The 15,928-nt window shown below is 58.7% G+C and carries 15 protein-coding genes; 3 read left to right on the top strand and 12 right to left on the bottom strand.

Annotated elements, in window-relative coordinates:
- Positions 1–23 precede the first annotated feature (23 nt).
- Entirely contained in the window at positions 24–797 is a 774-nt protein-coding gene (locus AC6I99_RS09800) for an IclR family transcriptional regulator (RefSeq protein WP_497960911.1), read from the top strand.
- 84 nt (positions 798–881) lie between these two features.
- Here the strand turns inward: AC6I99_RS09800 and AC6I99_RS09795 are convergent, their stop codons facing one another.
- Positions 882–1,622, bottom strand: a complete 741-nt coding sequence (locus AC6I99_RS09795; protein ID WP_497960910.1) for an L-2-amino-thiazoline-4-carboxylic acid hydrolase — start codon at positions 1,620–1,622, stop codon at positions 882–884.
- A gap of 815 nt (positions 1,623–2,437) precedes the next feature.
- Between AC6I99_RS09795 and AC6I99_RS09790 the strand changes: the two genes are divergently transcribed.
- The gene (locus tag AC6I99_RS09790; protein WP_497960909.1) at positions 2,438–3,250 is read left to right on the top strand and encodes an IclR family transcriptional regulator; all 813 of its coding nucleotides are present in this window, start codon (positions 2,438–2,440) and stop codon (positions 3,248–3,250) included.
- Between the two features lie 84 nt (positions 3,251–3,334).
- Positions 3,335–4,072, top strand: a complete 738-nt coding sequence (locus tag AC6I99_RS09785; protein WP_497960908.1) for a FadR/GntR family transcriptional regulator — start codon at positions 3,335–3,337, stop codon at positions 4,070–4,072.
- A 232-nt stretch (positions 4,073–4,304) separates the two neighbouring features.
- Here AC6I99_RS09785 and AC6I99_RS09780 read toward each other — a convergent pair whose 3' ends face one another.
- From AC6I99_RS09780 to AC6I99_RS09730, 11 genes are all read right to left on the bottom strand, one after another.
- Positions 4,305–5,780: an APC family permease gene (locus AC6I99_RS09780; RefSeq protein WP_497960907.1), complete on the bottom strand. Its 1,476-nt coding sequence runs from the start codon at positions 5,778–5,780 to the stop codon at positions 4,305–4,307.
- Positions 5,781–6,054: 274 nt separating this feature from the next.
- Positions 6,055–7,575 carry an amidohydrolase gene (locus tag AC6I99_RS09775; RefSeq protein ID WP_497960906.1) on the bottom strand — a complete coding sequence of 507 codons (1,521 nt, stop codon included), beginning with the start codon at positions 7,573–7,575 and terminating at the stop codon, positions 6,055–6,057.
- Positions 7,576–7,908: 333 nt separating this feature from the next.
- Positions 7,909–8,817: an SDR family NAD(P)-dependent oxidoreductase gene (locus tag AC6I99_RS09770; RefSeq protein ID WP_497960905.1), complete on the bottom strand. Its 909-nt coding sequence runs from the start codon at positions 8,815–8,817 to the stop codon at positions 7,909–7,911.
- Positions 8,810–9,124, bottom strand: a complete 315-nt coding sequence (locus AC6I99_RS09765; protein WP_497960904.1) for a non-heme iron oxygenase ferredoxin subunit — start codon at positions 9,122–9,124, stop codon at positions 8,810–8,812. Before AC6I99_RS09765 ends, AC6I99_RS09770 begins: the two co-directional genes overlap by 8 nt.
- A gap of 11 nt (positions 9,125–9,135) precedes the next feature.
- A complete protein-coding gene (locus tag AC6I99_RS09760; protein ID WP_497960903.1) occupies positions 9,136–9,993 on the bottom strand; it encodes a VOC family protein in 858 nt (285 codons plus the stop codon).
- The gene (locus AC6I99_RS09755) at positions 9,990–11,204 is read right to left on the bottom strand and encodes an NAD(P)/FAD-dependent oxidoreductase (RefSeq protein WP_497960902.1); all 1,215 of its coding nucleotides are present in this window, start codon (positions 11,202–11,204) and stop codon (positions 9,990–9,992) included. Before AC6I99_RS09755 ends, AC6I99_RS09760 begins: the two co-directional genes overlap by 4 nt.
- Positions 11,201–11,743 (bottom strand): 3-phenylpropionate/cinnamic acid dioxygenase subunit beta, encoded by a 543-nt coding sequence (locus AC6I99_RS09750; RefSeq protein ID WP_497960901.1) that lies wholly within the window; start codon positions 11,741–11,743, stop codon positions 11,201–11,203. The genes AC6I99_RS09755 and AC6I99_RS09750 overlap by 4 nt, the downstream gene beginning before the upstream one ends.
- Positions 11,743–12,987 carry an aromatic ring-hydroxylating oxygenase subunit alpha gene (locus AC6I99_RS09745; RefSeq protein ID WP_497960900.1) on the bottom strand — a complete coding sequence of 415 codons (1,245 nt, stop codon included), beginning with the start codon at positions 12,985–12,987 and terminating at the stop codon, positions 11,743–11,745. The genes AC6I99_RS09750 and AC6I99_RS09745 overlap by 1 nt, the downstream gene beginning before the upstream one ends.
- A 126-nt stretch (positions 12,988–13,113) precedes the next feature.
- On the bottom strand, positions 13,114–13,794 hold the full coding sequence (locus tag AC6I99_RS09740; RefSeq protein ID WP_497960899.1) for a type 1 glutamine amidotransferase: 681 nt from the start codon (positions 13,792–13,794) through the stop codon (positions 13,114–13,116).
- Between the two features lie 50 nt (positions 13,795–13,844).
- Positions 13,845–14,612: a gamma-glutamyl-gamma-aminobutyrate hydrolase family protein gene (locus tag AC6I99_RS09735; protein WP_497960898.1), complete on the bottom strand. Its 768-nt coding sequence runs from the start codon at positions 14,610–14,612 to the stop codon at positions 13,845–13,847.
- Positions 14,609–15,541 carry an alpha/beta fold hydrolase gene (locus AC6I99_RS09730; RefSeq protein WP_497960897.1) on the bottom strand — a complete coding sequence of 311 codons (933 nt, stop codon included), beginning with the start codon at positions 15,539–15,541 and terminating at the stop codon, positions 14,609–14,611. Before AC6I99_RS09730 ends, AC6I99_RS09735 begins: the two co-directional genes overlap by 4 nt.
- Between the last annotated feature and the right edge of the window lie 387 nt (positions 15,542–15,928).

Genomic DNA, 15,928 nt, shown 5'->3' with positions numbered 1-15,928 from the left:
GCAGCGTCCGGCAGACTGCAATGATGCGTACCGCTGATTGGAACACCTCATCGTCCGTTTTGGAGCGCTCCGCGTTGATCCTCGGGGCATTCCGCTTCGAAGACCGGACTCTCGGGGTTTCCGAGTTGGCCCGCAGAACTGGTTTGGCAAAGTCGACTGTTGCGCGGCTGACAGCTGAGCTGGTGAGGCTGCAATACCTGGAACGCCACGGGGTGTCACTACGACTTGGCCTGGCTCTCTTCGAACTCGGCCAGTTGGCGGCGACTCCCAAGGAACTGCGCAGACGTGCCATCGGCATCATGGCGGACCTGCGCAACGCCACAGGACATACAATTCACCTCGCCTTGCTGGACGGAACGGAAGTGGTGTACATCGAAATTCTCCGTGGCCACGGCACTCCCCAGTTACCCTCCCGGGTGGGCGGACGGCTCCCGGCGCACGCCACGGCCGTAGGCAAGGCCATGCTCGCCTTCTCGCCGGACCAAGTGATCGAAAATGTCATTTCCGCGGGTCTGCCGCTTGTCGGACCTAGCACCATCACGGATGAGAAGTCCTTGAGGGCCGCTCTGGCCGACATTGCAGAGACCGGCCTTGCATACGAACGCAATGAATCCGCACCTGACAGCTTTTGTGCAGCGAGCCCGGTGATGGACACCGGAGGCAAGCTCGTAGCGGCCATCTCCGCCTCGGGCAAGGTGGGGCATTTGGATATCCATCGCGTGGCACCAGCGGTGCGAACCGCGGCCCTGGCCCTGGGACGCCAACTGCCCCGAAACGCGGCGCTTGCCGACGGCTGAGCAAGAAAGCGAAGTTGCAGACCAGAATCAGTGACACAGGAGACAGACGTACGTTTCGTGTGGCACCAGTGATGCCCGCGCCCTTCAGCGCATTTCACCACTGCCCTCAGCGCCAGGAGACCTACCCGCTGCAGGGCGCCTAAGAACGACATCGATGGGGATTACTGTACGCTCCTGGGAACGGTCGAAAACGAATTCGCAGCTTCCGCTCCCGGTGGACATAGTCATCGTGCGGGCGGTCCTAATCGACTTGCGCGATTGGTCCATCACATTCAGATAGTTTCGGTCCCATTCGCATACGGCCCTTGTAAGCCCTGGTTCACCGGCTGCTTCGAGGAAATTGAAGGCACCGCATCGTGGCATCACGAGTTTCCAGCCGGTCTCAGTTGTCTCATGGTCAAACTGAAACCCCTTCCCGAATATAGCTTTATACATCGGGATCAGATGCTTGCCCGTCGCCTCCACGGGCCGTCGGGATAGTGACAGGAGCAGCCTGGCAAGAATCCGGACCGACGCCCCGAACGTCTTGCGGAAGGATCTACGGACGGCGTCGAAGGCTTCTTCAGGGCTGACTCCCCGTGCAATGAGCTCACGATGGGTACCCAGGACCATCGAGGGTATGCCGATGACTGACACAATCCCTTGAGGATCGGGAGCCTCGTGCCGGTGAAGCTCGAAGGACTCGGATGTTCGCCGCCGTGCGCCGAGGACGACAGCGTTTACCTCGCCCGGCAACAGATAGCGCACCTCATCTCGCAACCGCCGGAAAAAAACGTATTGCCACATGCGCCATTCAACCATTACAAGGTAAGTCTTCATCGACATCTTCGACTCCATTGTTGTGCTCTAAAACTGGTCTTTGGACCGCTTTCCGTGTGTCCCGCTACGCCGCAGCACCAAGGGGCAGCGGATCAAGCTCGAAATTCCCCCATGCGGGTCCTGCCCTTCGACCCGGCAAACACGCCTCCAGATGAGGGCGCCGGTACGATGTGCCCCTCTTCCGGGGCTGGTTTTACGAATTCCAATATGAGCTCGCCGATGTGTGTACGCTGCCCTATCGTTGAACTACCAGCCCGAACGCACTGGGAAACAGGCTGACGAGCACGTAATGCCTGACCAACTCACCTCTGACGCTGAATGTTCCGGCGTAGGCCGCCTCAGCTGAGAAGGACCGCCGAATAAGGGGACTTCCTATCATTCGTAGTAGGAACGAAGGCATCTACTATCACGACGTCAAGCGTTTGAAACATCACGACCTCCCGTTAGAAGAAGATAATTTATGCTTCACGCCTGCGCACGCCTTGAAGCTCGCGGAGTACGAGGCGAGGGCAGGGAGAATGATGTGCCCGACTCAGCAGCCAACCTGCGTCCCGTCAAGTCTCTGGGCTTGGCGTTAGGTTCATGATCAGCCAGAGACCTTTTGCTTGCAACAAGGTGGTTCCACACCTTGGAACCAAGCATTTTGAATTCTGGCCAACCCCACTCAAATACGCCCCGTTCGACTGGACGCGTCCGATGCGGCGATGCAAGCTCTTCAATCCGCCCACCTCGTCCTGAGGCCGCCGCCCAGGGGTGTGGCAATTGCACCGAGGGCCAGTTGCCCTGTTGAGAAAGTGACCTGAGGCACCTATGCTATTGGTATGTTGGTCAGCCCAATGGTCCCTTCGGTGGCCGCACTCCCTGTTTCCGAAGCGTTGTCGTCTGTTCATAAGGCGGCAGCACTTCTCATTGCCTTCAACCACACCGGCGGGTGCGCCACCTTAACCGAGCTGGCAAGGGAAGCAGGCCTTCCCAAGTCCACGGCACACCGGCTCCTCGGTATTTTGCGAGAGGTCGGTCTGGTCGATCGGAACGACATGGAGTGGTATCTCCGCCGACCGGTCCTGCAACTAGGTGCGCTGGCGCTTCGCGGCGGTGCCGGTGCGCTACGGGAGGTCGCCCTTCCCTACATGACCCAGCTCTATGAAGAAACCCACGAGAACGTCCACCTCGCGATGTTGGAAGGCATTGAGGTCGTCTATCTGGAAAAGGTGTACGGGCACCGATCGGCTCCCTCCCCGTCACGTGTGGGCCACCGCGTTGGCGCGCATGTCTCTGCGGTTGGCAAGGCCATGCTCGCTTTTTCCGATGAAGCGAAGGTCAGGGACGTGATTGTGTCAGGTTTGCGCCCGGCGACACCCCACTCTGTTATTTCGCCACGGGCTCTGCTTCGCCAGTTGGAAGCAGTACGCACCAGCGGAGTCGCATACGACCTGGAAGAGTGTCGTCTGGGCCTTACGTGCGTGGCGGCGCCTGTAGTGACAGCAGACGGGCGGCCAGTGGCGGCAATATCGGTCGCTGGTTCGACTCGCACGATGAGATTGGATTTGGTAGCCGAGAAAGTAAGGGCCGCTGCTCGGAAGATCAGCGTTCAGGCGGGGCCGGATGTAGACCTGCTCGCAACAGCCGTATGAAGGACTGCCGAATGCTGCTTCTGGGCGTTGCGCCTGTCGCTTACTGCCCTGCATTACTATGTTCAAATTCGAAGGGGGCGCCGCATGTTGCCTGTTGATCATATGGGCGATGTGACGTGGTCCTACACGTCCAATTCTTCGCTAACCAGTGTGGACCAGGTTCAAACTACATTGAAGAACATGATTCATCGGGGTGAACTTGCACCCGGCGACCGCTTGCCTGCAGAACGACGGCTCTGTGCCCTCTTACAGGTATCCAGGTCGACTCTCCGTGAAGCTCTGAACGCCTTGCGTGCAGACGGCTACATCGAGGTTTACCGCGGCGGTCCGAGCGGGGGTTCTTTCATAAGCCATCTCGACGTGGCGTATGGGCGTTGGCTCGCATGGATGCAAGCTGACTCGTCACGGCTTCGAGAAATAATGCATCTAAGGACGGCTATAGAATGTCAGATAGCCTGGCTCGCTGCGGAGAATTCCCAAGCCCTCGACGTGCTGACAGTCATCCTGCCCGCGCACAGATCGAATATGAGCCAGAAAGAATTTCGTGACGCGGATGGACGTTTTCATGCTGCGTTGGCGGACGCCGCCGGCAGCCCTCGACTGAAGTCTTTGATGCTGGAAGCCCGTGGAGAACTTTTTGTGCCCGCGAGTTCCAGTTTGATTAACGCTGCAATGATCGACCGCAGTCACCGCGAGCACGAGATCATCACGCAAGCTGTCCAGGCAGGTAACCCAGGGGCAGCTGCAGAGGCAATGAGAGCCCATCTTGCCTCCACTTACCACGACGTCTCCTCGGCTTTGAATCTGCCTGAAGCGTTGTAAACCGCTGCCCGGACCCGGAGTTGTGGGCTCTACCAGAGGACGCAGGTTGGATTTCTTCGAGTTCGGACAGCAGCTGAATACTTGCCGTTACTTGGTTCCTGGGGCAAAGGGACCCTGAAACGGGAGCCAGAAGACCTGCAAGCACGCTTTAGTGCCTGCAGGTCTTCCGCTTTACTCCAGGAAGTATTCTTTCTATCTTGCGCTTCGACTGGGAGCCATCTGCGGCAGGGCGTCAGTGCGGGGCCACCACGCCCGAGATCGGCGGTACTTCCGCTTTGTTATCTTCGAATGAATTTCCGATCGAGGTTCCCTTCCGTCTTGTGGCATATGCCCCTGACGCACCCACAAGTGCTGCCAAGAGGATGAGCCATGGTAGAAGCACCGGGATGCCGGAAGTAGCGCCCGCCAGAATGTCCCAATTGGCTACAGCGAGGTACACGGCCGCCGTCAGTCCGAGGGCCGACAGGATTGGAGCTACTGCGCTGCTCCACGGGCGGAATTCCTTGCGTTTTTTGCGGAGGAAGAAAACTACTACAGCGATGGAGGTGGTGGCTTGCATCACTAGAACGCCCAGGGTTCCGAGGCCAACGAGCCAAGCGTAGAGCTCTGCGAAAGGGTCGGCGCCGGCGAGCATGAACGTTCCAACAACGACAAGAGAGAGGGCAGTCACCGTGACGCTCGCGATGTGTGGGGACTGCCACCGCGGATGTGCGGATCCAAGGACGCGTGGCAGAACCCCGGATCGGCCGAGTGCAAAGTTATATCGAGACAGTGTGTTATGGAACGCGACTAGCACTGCAAAGGTACTGGTCAACAGTAGGAGATTCATGGCCAGGGTTGACCAATGTCCGACGAACTGGGTATTGAGAGCAAAGATGAACCCGGACGGGTCTTCGGTTGCGGCTTGCTGGATTTTATCGGTGCCGCTCGCCAACGAGATTGCCCACGTGGAGACCGAGTAAAAGACCGCAATAAGCACTACGGCAACGTAGGTTGCACGAGGAATAGTTCTCGAGGGATCCTTCGCTTCCTCGCCGTAAATGGCCGTCGCTTCGAAGCCCACGAACGATGCGGCAGCAAAGAGCAACGCCACCCCGAGTCCGTCCGTGCCAATGGTGCTGGGCTGGAATGAGTCCAGGTTGATCCCCGCAGCTCCGCCTTGAATGAACACGGCCGCATCGAATACCGAAAGGATGAGTACCTCTCCGATCATAAGAACTCCCAGCACCTTGGCACTGAGGTTGATCTCGAGATAGCCGAGAAGCGCCACTGCTGCCCATGCGCCGGCGGTCCACAGCCTCCAGTCCGTTTGTGTCCCGGTAAGATCACCAATAACTGCACTACAGAAGTAGCCGAAGAGGCCGTAGAGCCCCATGAGCATGCCGTTATAAGAGATCAGCGCGACCGCTGCCCCGGCGAACCCAACCGTCCTCCCCAAACCTTGTTCAAGGTAGGCTGCGAAACCCGCGGAACTCGTGACGAAACGGCTCATGGAACCGTATCCGACAGCAAACAATATGAGTATCACTCCGGCGATGAGGTATGCGCCTGGGGCTCCTGCGCCCACAGCCGCAAAGGCGATCGGCGATCCGCCCAGGGCCGCAGCCAGCGGGGCGGCGGCTGCGACGACGAAGAAGACAATCCCCGGCACGCCGATCGCGTTCCGCTTGAGCGCGGGCGGGGTGGGTTTCTTTGTATGGTCTGACATATAACTCTCGATCCATTAATGTCCGGACTGACGCCCGGGGCATAGGGGAAAATAGGGGTTGTATTTGAAGCGCCAGGCTCCGGCTACCTACGCAGGGAACCCCAACGCATATGAGTTAGTCCGAAAACGTGCTGGCCCGAAGAGTTAACTGCCCTGCGCGAGGCAGAGAAGGCCAGTTTGGTCGGCGGAAGACAGGAAGCCCGGCCCCAGGGATGCGAAGACGGTCCTTCCGGAGGGAACCTTGGGGAGCCCTAGCCTCTCGCTCCTGGTTTCCTTATGAAGGGGTCCGCTCGTAACGGAGAACCCCGTCAACGTAGGTCCTGAGCACCTGCATGTCGCGTAACTGGCGGGTTGGGCAGGTGAGAGGGTCTCGGTCCAGAACAAGGAGGTTGGCGCGCTTGCCAACTTCAATGCTTCCCTCCTCGGAGCCACGTCCTGAGGCCTGCGCTGGGTTGATGGTGTACATGCGCAGTGCTTCCTCGGCCGTTACGGCTTCGTCAGGTTCTAAAGGAGCGCCGGCCAGGGTTTCCCGTGCAACGGCGGTCCACATAATCTCGGCTGGCGAAAAGGTACCGCAGGGATGGTCCGAGGCCAAGCTGACGCGGACGCCAGCGTCGATCATGCTGCGCACGGGAAAGAGTTTGAGGTGGTGCTGTTTTTCACCGCGCCACATATCAAAAACCTCGCCCCAGCCGTAAGCCAAGCCAGGATTGGCGACAAGGTCGATGCCCAGTTCCGCCATTCGCTGCCCTTGGCCTGTTTCTGCGATGAACGCATGCTCGAGTCTTAGGACTGTTTCGGCATTGCTTTGTCTGCGGACAGCCTCATAGGCGTCGAGGACAATGTCGATGGCGCAATTGCCCATTCCATGGATCGCGAGATTAATGCCCAATTTGCTGGCTTGAACGGCCAGGTGGTGTACTTCGTCCTTGCTGTAGAAGTTCGCGCCAACGTGGGTTTTGCACCCATCATGGATTTGGTCTATTGCTGGACTCGGGTAGGCGCGGTCCACAAAGATTTTCATGGCGCCGCCTCGGAGCAGAAAACTTTCGGGCTCCATGATCCGATCGACTATGTCCGATCGGCCCAGGTCTTGCATCGAGAAGAAGTGGTCTCCTCCGTGCAACTGCTGAAGCGTAAAGGGCATTTTGCCTGCAGCATCGGCGCGACGATACAGCTCCGCAGACTTGGCCGTGACCATGGCATCACCAACCCCGGTTAGGCCGACAGCGAGATAGCTATTCATCTTGGAATGCAGCATTTCTACTGCTCGGTCCCAGTCGCGATCTGCGTAGTCGTTCCAAGAGGCCGAATGCAGGAGGTTGGCGGCGGCCTCAAGTAGCGTTCCCGTTGGGGTTCCACTGGCATCCCGTTCAATCTCCCCGCCCCAAGGGTCGGGTGTATGGGCGCTGATGCCCACCTGATCCAGTGCAGCACTGTTCGCGAATCCTGCGTGGCAACTCGCGTCAATGAGAAAGAAAGGATTATTCGGGGCGACTTCGTCAAGCTCATATCGCGTCGGGTTACGTTGTTCACGAACGTGCGAGGCGTGAAAGTTCATTCCGCGAACCCATTGTCCCGGCGGGACGGTCAGGCAATGCCTCTCGATGACCTCTAGAACCTCGTCCAGAGTCGTAAGCGGTGGCGTGGAGCAGTCAACGGAATCTGGCGCGAACGCCGCGACGCTGAGATGGTTGTGAGCGTCGATGAAGCCGGGAACGACGGTCTTCCCGGACAGATCGAGAATTTCAGTGTCGGGTCCCGCTGCCCCTCGCACAGAGGCTTCCGTTCCCACGGCGGCGATTCTTCCTCCACGAAGCAGTACCGCTTGCGCTACGGAATTCCGGGAGTCCACCGTTCGAACAGTTGCATTGGCAATCATGAGGTCACGCGTTTGTGTCATGTCTTCTCCGATTGATCGACGGGCAGCGCAATGCTGTCCTCGGCTTGAAACAAATAATTGACAGCTCGTTCACGCAGAGCTGGCCTTCGGTCCCCCACAATCGCACTGCGTTAGTTGACTGTCGTGTCGAACTCTTTTGCTTACCCAGAGGCGTATACAAACTGTTTCGATCCAACCGGGTAGGCCCCTACCACGAACCTCCTACGCCTGTAGGTTGGGTGCGGGTCAGACCGAGTTAAGCTTGTTCACAGCCGAGCGCGGGTCGCCCGCCAATTGACGCGCGTACTCTGAGAAGGCCCGGCCCCGGACTGCTTCACCGCCGTCACATTCGATGATGCTCCCCGTGATGGTTCGCGCATCGTTTGCGGATGCAAGCGCCACGTACCAGCCGACGTAGTCACCGGGCTCAGGCAGGAAGCCCAGAGGCGAGACTATGGAGATGAGCTTGTCCATTGGCAAATCTGAAATCGTCGATGCAGCCTTCGATAATGCAGGAGGCGGCGCGAGCGCCGTAAGCATTCCGCCGGGCGCGACCGCGTTCACTCGAATCTCCGGTGCAAGCTCGTATGCCAACTGACGCACAAGACCTACGACGGCATGCTTCGCGGCAGTGTAGAGCGGTCCACCTCCGCCAGGGTGAAGGCTCGCATTGGATGCCGTCATGACTAGGGATCCATGTGTTCGACGTAGGGCCGGAGTTGCGGCCTTGGCCCCGGCCAGAAGCGCCTTCACGTTGAGGGAGAAGATCTGCTCGAAGGCCTGATCGAACCCCTCGTCCTCAGGAAGGTCTTCTGCCGAGACCCCAAAGTCCCAATAGCCAGTGTTCGCGATAAAGCAGTCCAAGTGGCCGAAGACCTCTGTCGCGGTCTCCACAACTGTGCGGTTGTCGTCTAGCTGCGTGGCGTCACCCCGAAGGACAACAACTTTGCCTGCGTGCTCCTCAACGAGCACGTTAGCACGTTCGGGCGAGACCTCGAGGACGGCGACGGAGCATCCTTCGGCGACAAATCGGTCAACGATTGCCCGCCCAATTCCTGCTCCGCCGCCGGTAACCACGGCGGCCCTACCCGCAAGTCGTCCTGGAGAAACGCTGACGTGCTCCAACGAGGTATCGAATGCCAGCAGCTCAGCCATTTATCTGCACCATGACCTTGTTGCCGTCAACCATCGTGGGATATACGGTCAATGGAATGGTGGCTGGTGGAGCAAGAACTTGACCTGTTTTGAGGGAAAAGCGGGCCATGTGGGCAATGCACTCGACCACGCACCCTGACTCGACATATCCTTCCGAAAGAGAGGACTGTCCATGGGTGCAGACGTCGTCGCTCGCGAAGAATTGTCCGTCAACGTTGAATATAGCCAGCGCATTCCCGTCTATTTCAAAACGGCGTCCCTCCTCATCCGGCACTTCATCCACCGAGCAAACTACTGTCCAGGTCATGCTACTTGCGGTCATCGGCTTGGCTTGAGATCGCGGTGACCCCACCAACTGGTCGTCGTATAACTCGCGCCGCGATGGGTAGCCTCGTCAATGAGCCGCCCCCCACAGCCGTACTCGATGGTGAATCCGCCCGGGGCAAGAGCGTAAAACGAGTACATGTTGTCGTTGGAGTGCCGACCGAGCGTGGTCTGGGCAAGCTCCTTATCACTGCAACGTTCGTACGCGGCACCTACTTCATCGATGTCGGTTACCTCAAACATGATGTGCTGCAAGGTGTACTGGTTTTTGCCTGCCACGAGTGCCAGGCTGTGATGCCGCTCGTTGCAACGCAGGAAGTAAATTACCTCGGAGCTCAAGTGGATGCTGTCTGTCACTCGCAGGCCCAGGCCGGAGCAGTAAAATTCGAGCATTGCCGGAAGATCGCTGCAGTAGAGGACCATGTGGCCAACGCCCGGGTGCGTCTCAAACTTAACCTGGTGCGGGGATACGAACGGTTCGCCTGCCACGGCTGCGGAGTGGAAGAGCTCCACGCGGTTACCGTCCGGGTCCTCCCCGGTAAACATGCGCTGGACCTGGCGGTGACCCGCATCTGAGGGTGACGCCTCATCAAACTTGTAGCCTTGCGCGTTCAGACGATCGGCAAGCGCTTCGATCTCGGCATCATCGGCCACCTCCCAGCCCGCGAAAGCTAGGTCATTGTGCTCGCCGGACATGATCTGCACCCTAGACGTGCGCTGATCGAGGCGGATGTCGAGGCCATGTCCCTGCTCGGTAACTTGAGCGCCAAGTAGGGGTCCAGCGAGTTCGCGCCAATCGTCGAGTCGGTCAGAAGTGATTCCAAGGTATCCAAGGGTACGTACGCCGTTCATGTTGATACTGCTACCTTTCGTAGGTCAATGGAGGAGTCTTCAATAAGTAGTGGGTCTACGGAGTCGCCGCTTCGAATTAGATTGGTCGCCGTTCGGATCTCGCGCGGGGCGTCCAGGCCGATGGCTCCGACCACTTGCCCGCCGCGCAGGTGCACGCTGATCTTGGTGCCTCCGGTTGACCCGACGCGTTCGATGACGTGGCTTCCTTGATCTGGCCGACCTGCCACCTCGATCCTGTGGTCGTACTGATCCGTCCAAAACCACGGGACCAGAACGCTTGGCGTTTCATCGCCCATAATTGCACGCGCGACGACCTGCGCTTCGTCGATGGCTGTTCGGAAGTGCTCAACCCTGAGCCTCCCGAGGATTCCGAAAGGCCAGGAGGCAACGTCACCGGCGGCCCAGACGCCCTCCATGGACGTCCGTCCAAACGCGTCGCAAACGACGCCGTCTGAGCAGTCGATGCCGCTAGCTGAAGCTACCTCAAGGTTAGGTTGACTACCGGCAGCGACCAGGAGGAGATCACATGGGATGCTCTGACCTGAGGCTGTAATGACGCCCTCGATCTTTGTGGTTCCCACTGCCTGGGCGACCACGTCCTGTACGAAGGCCACCCCTTTGCCCTCGTGGAGTTCTCGTATGACGCCGGCAGCCCAAGAGCCGAGCTTATTCGCGAGCGGTTCAGCGAAGGGCTCTACGAGTGTGACCTCACAACCATTGGAGCGGAGAGACGCTGCTACCTCAGTTCCAATAAAACCGGCACCGGCGATGACCACGCGCCTTGAGGTGGGTAAGTGGGAATAGATGTTCCGCGCGTCCGCCAGATCACCCAGCGTCAGGACATTCTGTAAATTGCAGCCCGGGAAATCAATGCGCCTTGGGCGGGAACCAGTGGTCAGCACGACAGAGTCTGCCATGACCTCACCACCGGCTTCCAGATGAATGGCGAGGCGGGATTGTCGCCGTTCCACTCGCGTTGCGCGAGAACCCAACTGGACGTCGATGCCGTTCTCGGAGTAGAAATGGGCGGGCAAAACTGGTACCACCTCCTGGCCGAGCAGAATCCCTTTTGATAGCGGTGGCCGTTCGTAGGGAAGTTCCGTATCTGCACAAATGAGGGAGATTTTCCCTGTAAATCCTTGGTTGCGGAGCTCTTGGCTAAGGATTGCGCCCGCCTGTCCGCCACCGATAACCGCAATTGTAGTTGTCATAGAAACACCGCCAAGTTGTTGCCGAGCAAAACTGTCTGGTCCAGGAGGATCTGACGTTTTGTGATGAGTAAGTCACCAAAAAGTGGTGATTGGCGACGCACGAGATCTCGTCGGGCACCTGCGAACATGTCCTGGTACGTCGTTCCGCGGGTTCGGTAAAGAAGGAAGCTGGACCTCACGAAAAACGTATCGGGTTCCTCAGTCCGTTCGACCTCAATGTTAGTTATGAGGTGCCGGGTTCGGGACGCCGGGACCTCAGACCAAGCACGTCCAGTTGCCACCTTGCGCACTCGCTGTGCAAGGTCCTCTTTGGACTCGTCAAAGTGGGCGCCGCCTGTGGGGGGCTCGAATTCTTTGCTTTCCTCGCGGGGCATCCGAGCCAGTCGCACGGGGGCGGTGTATCGAATCTCATCGGCAAGGAGGGTCAGCCACTCGTCGAATTTTCGTTCATCCAGGAGCCGCGCCTCTCGGGCCATGAACTGGCTGACCTCGAAATGATCCGTCAGTAGGTTTTCCCGCAGTCGGGATTCGCTGATCATCAGTCCCCCTTCTCCATCAGTTCGAGCCAGCGGCGGTAAAACGACCGGCCGGCCTCTTCGCTGTAGATATTGCCAATGAGGCCAGGGAAGTCGTCGTGCTGGCCGGCGGCACCACGACCCATCGTGAAGTTGAACGATGAGCGCCCGGCACGATTGCCTTTCAGGACACCTTGAATCTCGGACCAATTCTCGCCGTCTTCAGCCTCAAAGATGCCGCCAGCGCTGAAGGTACGTAGTGCGTTGCGGCGCATTGCGTCCTTTACTTCCGCAGGTGCATCCGCGTCACCGAGCGTCCACGTCATCACTTCAATGGAGTGGGGACCCCGTGGTTGCCAGATTCTGAACGTGTTGGTTCCCACTAGGAAGGAGAAGTTGGGAAAAATTGTGTTGTGGCCGCGGACGTGCACCGCGCGGGTTTCTCCGAGTCGTTCAATCTCCGTTTGTCGGATCGCGGCGCGATATTCGCTGGCCACGGGGCCGTAGTCTGTCATGTCGGGCGCGTCATCCAAGTAGAAGCCTGTTCCGTGCCCGCCGGGCGAGCTGAATTGGAGTCCGCGCGTGTCTGCGTTTACCCAGTCGCCGCCCTGGGCAATGAGTGCTGAAATGTGGCTTGTCTCTGCATGGTAAACGTCCGTGGCGAATTGCTCGGCGGGGAACTTCCAGTTGCAGTCGATAATCCAGCGGTTAGGTGCGCCGAGGACCTCGTTGTGTTGCCAGCGGTCGGCAAAAGAGTCGAAGTACCAAGCCATCTCACCCAGGTATTCCTCGAAAGTGGGTCCCTCTTCGGCCCATGTTCCGAAGATAAATCCCTTGTAGTTCGTCACCCGCGGCACGCGCTGTGCGCCAAGCTTCTCTTTGTTGAGAGCCCCGAGGTATCCGTCCTCCTCGTGGGGCACCTGAACGAGTTTGCCGCTGAGGTCGTAAACCCATCCATGGTAGGAGCAGGTGAAAGCCTTCGCGTTGCCCTCATCGGACCTGCAAAGTCGCATGCCGCGATGACGGCACTGGTTCATAAACGCAACGAATTCGCCGCTGCTTTGACGCACGACGACCACAGGGTCGTCGCCCATGGTTGTGGTGAGGTAATCGCCCTTCTTCGGAATCATCGATTCGTGGGCGAGGAACAGCCAGCTCGTCCCAAAGATGCTGCGCATCTCCTGGTCGTAGATGTCCTCATCGGCGTAGATCAGTGCGCTGATCTGGCCCTCGTCAGGGTCGACCAGATCGCTGTACTTCTTGGTCATGTGGGTGCTCCTTGCAAACTTTCATGTTGCAGCCATGTGGCTGTTGCGTTTGTCCTGCTTGATCATCGGATGGGCGAACCGATGATGCCAATGGCTGAGTTCCGGTGGCTAGAACCAGAGGGGGACTTATCTGATATTGGATTTCGCACGGCAGCGGGCCTCCTTGACCACTCGCCCAAATGCGTTAGCGACAGCCTGTCCGTGACTGCGCAGCACATCTTCGAGCTCTGTCACTTTTAGGCGCGTTCGGGTGCGCTCGTCGGTGGGCAGCCCGTCGACATCGCGGTCCATCCAGGACAGGAATCGCTCTGGCACTGCTTCAGGGTGGCTTTGGATGCCCCAAGCGTAGGATCCGACGCGGAACAGCTGGTTCGGGAATTCGGCGGTTCCACCTAATCGAACGGCGTGCGGGGGCAGTTCAGTGACCTCGTCGTAGTGGTAGCTGAAACCCTGATAGGGCGCCGGTAACTGTGCGGCGAGTGCATCCTCAGAGGCGGTTTCCGTCAATTCCACCTCAACGATTCCGATCTCGGGGCCACGCTTGCTGCGTTGGACTTCGCCTCCAGTCGCGACTGCCAGGAGTTGTGCACCCAGGCAAATTCCCAAGAGCGGAGTTTCCCGGCTAACCATCTCGCTGATTAACTTCCGCAGCGGAGGCAGCCACGGCACCTGTTCATCGTCGTGTGCCCCTGGCTGTCCGCCAAGGACAATAAGAGCCTCCAGAGATTCTTTATCCGGCAGGGGGTCGCCTGCGTATGGCCGGTGAACCACCACGTCGAAGTCTTGCTCCTGTAACCAGGGGACCATCCTTCCCAGAGGGGCTCCTGGCTCATGTTCTACCACGTCTATGCGATGGATCATGAAGCCGAACCTTCGGTTTGGAAAGTGGAGGCAGACAAGGCCAAGCCATGTGCGGAGCTTCTGCAGTGTTCGACAAAGGCGCCAAATAGCGACGACCCCTCAGCCTCCTCCGGATGCCACTGGACACCTTGAACCATGCCGCGGCCTTCCATCTCAACCGCTTCAACGACACCATCCTCTGCCCAGGCGACCGCCCGTAGCCCGTGTCCCAGAACCCGAATGGCTTGATGATGATGGCAACTTACCGTAGTTGATTCTCCCAGGGCTGATGACAGCCAGCTGCCTTCCTTTATTCGGACCTGTCGGGGGGCAAAGACCCCGTCAGACCCGTGATTCAGTATTTCGAGGTCATCATGGATGTGTTGATCGAGTGTCCCGCCACGCCAAACGTTAAGAAGCTGCGCTCCCCGGCAGATGCCAAGCAATGGCTTTCCCGCGGACACTGCCGCAGCAAGCACGGCGATTTCGGTGGCATCCCGATTCCGACGTGGTTCACCTGCAGAGGGGTGTCTGGGCTGGTGGTAGAGCGCGGAGTCCACGTCCGGGCCACCGCTAATGACGAGTGCGTCCAGGCGGGAAAGCGAGTCTAGGGCGGCGTCAGGTCTGGACGGAATCAGAAGGGGCGAGCCTCCAGCGTCCGCCACTGCGTCGGCATAGGCGGTTGGCAGCACATCAGCGTCCCTGTTCCAGTACGACCACTGAGTTTGCTCTCTGTACGCCGTAATGCCGATGACAGGACGGCTTTCGACACGTGCACGACTCATGCTTTAAGGAATTCGATAATGACTTGGTCGTGCTCCTCCGGCTTTTCCCATTGCGGCCAGTGCCCACTGTCGCGCATTAAGTAGAACGAGGCGTTGGGGATCTTTGAGGCGACATACTCACCGAAGTCTGGGCCTTCCCATGGGTTACCGTCAGTCCAGAAGACCAGAGTCTCCGGTTTGAAGTTCGCCAAATCTGCTTCTGTATAAAGGTCTGTCCACGTCCAGTCCCTGCCGATTCGGTAGACGTTGCGCATGGCCGCATTGACTTCTGGATCCGCGTAGAGACGGAGGCGGAGTCGAACCATTTCATCGGTCATGCGGTCGGGTTCGGCGACCAGCCACTCCAACCGTTTCTGCATCGTCTTGTAGTCAGGTTCGAGAAGAGTCTTTACAGAGAGTTGCTTCAGTTCCTCGAGGCTTCGTGGAGGGGGCGCAAAATCGTCCTTCTCCAGTTTTACGTTCCCGAAGCCAGTGTTAAGAATAAGTTTGCCGGCCCTCTCGGGATACATCAGGCCGAAGTGGCAGGCGATGGAAGCGCCCATCGATTCACCTTCAACGTGGGCCCAGTCATGCCCCAGCGCGTCGAGGAGGTCTACCAAGGCATCTACTTGCAGACGGTACCGCTCGTCATCGTCGTAGGGCTCCTTGTCCGTGTAGCCATGGTAGAGCGCGTCCACCGCGTAGACGTGGAAGCCGTTTGCGGCCAAGTTTTGAAGGTTTCGAGCGTAGGTCTCCGCGTGACCGCCGATTCCATGTAGGAGGATTAGCGGCTCCCCGTCATGGCCGGCCTCAATGACTCGGTGACGCCATCTCTCCCCTTGGACGAATCGGGTCTGTGTACCCAGGAGTTCGACGGAGATAGGCTCCCACTCTGATAGCGGCTTGCATGTCACAGGCTCGCGGAGTTCGAATTGTTTCGCCTTCGGCATTGGGCCATTCCCTTTTATAGTTCGTATTCGATCGGCTGCTGAAGCACAACCGACAGTCTGTGATCCCATCTAACTTGCCGATATTTCTAATCGCAGGGCTCAGTCAGACAATGTGGGTCTAGTTACCATCCATGGAAGTCGAGAGCATAGGCAACCGGGTTGTTCTATCCCTTGGAACATCCCATCACCCAAGACATCGAAGATCCGTGACGCATCATGATGCTCGCCACGCCTATCCGTACCGCCCTCAGTGCTCGGCCGTCGGGTGCGGCGACCGGCCCGCGTGTCGCTGCAGTACCGGCGGCAGAAGAGGCCCCACGGTAACGCTACGACCTTCGCGTATGCGGCCGCCGGAATGCCGCGGCCCGAAGCCCCTCCCTGGTCACT

The sequence above is a fragment of the Arthrobacter sp. TmtSoilC77 genome (genome assembly GCF_059739415.1).
Note: the sequence above shows the minus strand (reverse complement) of the source record. Positions and strands in the feature narration are given on the sequence as shown.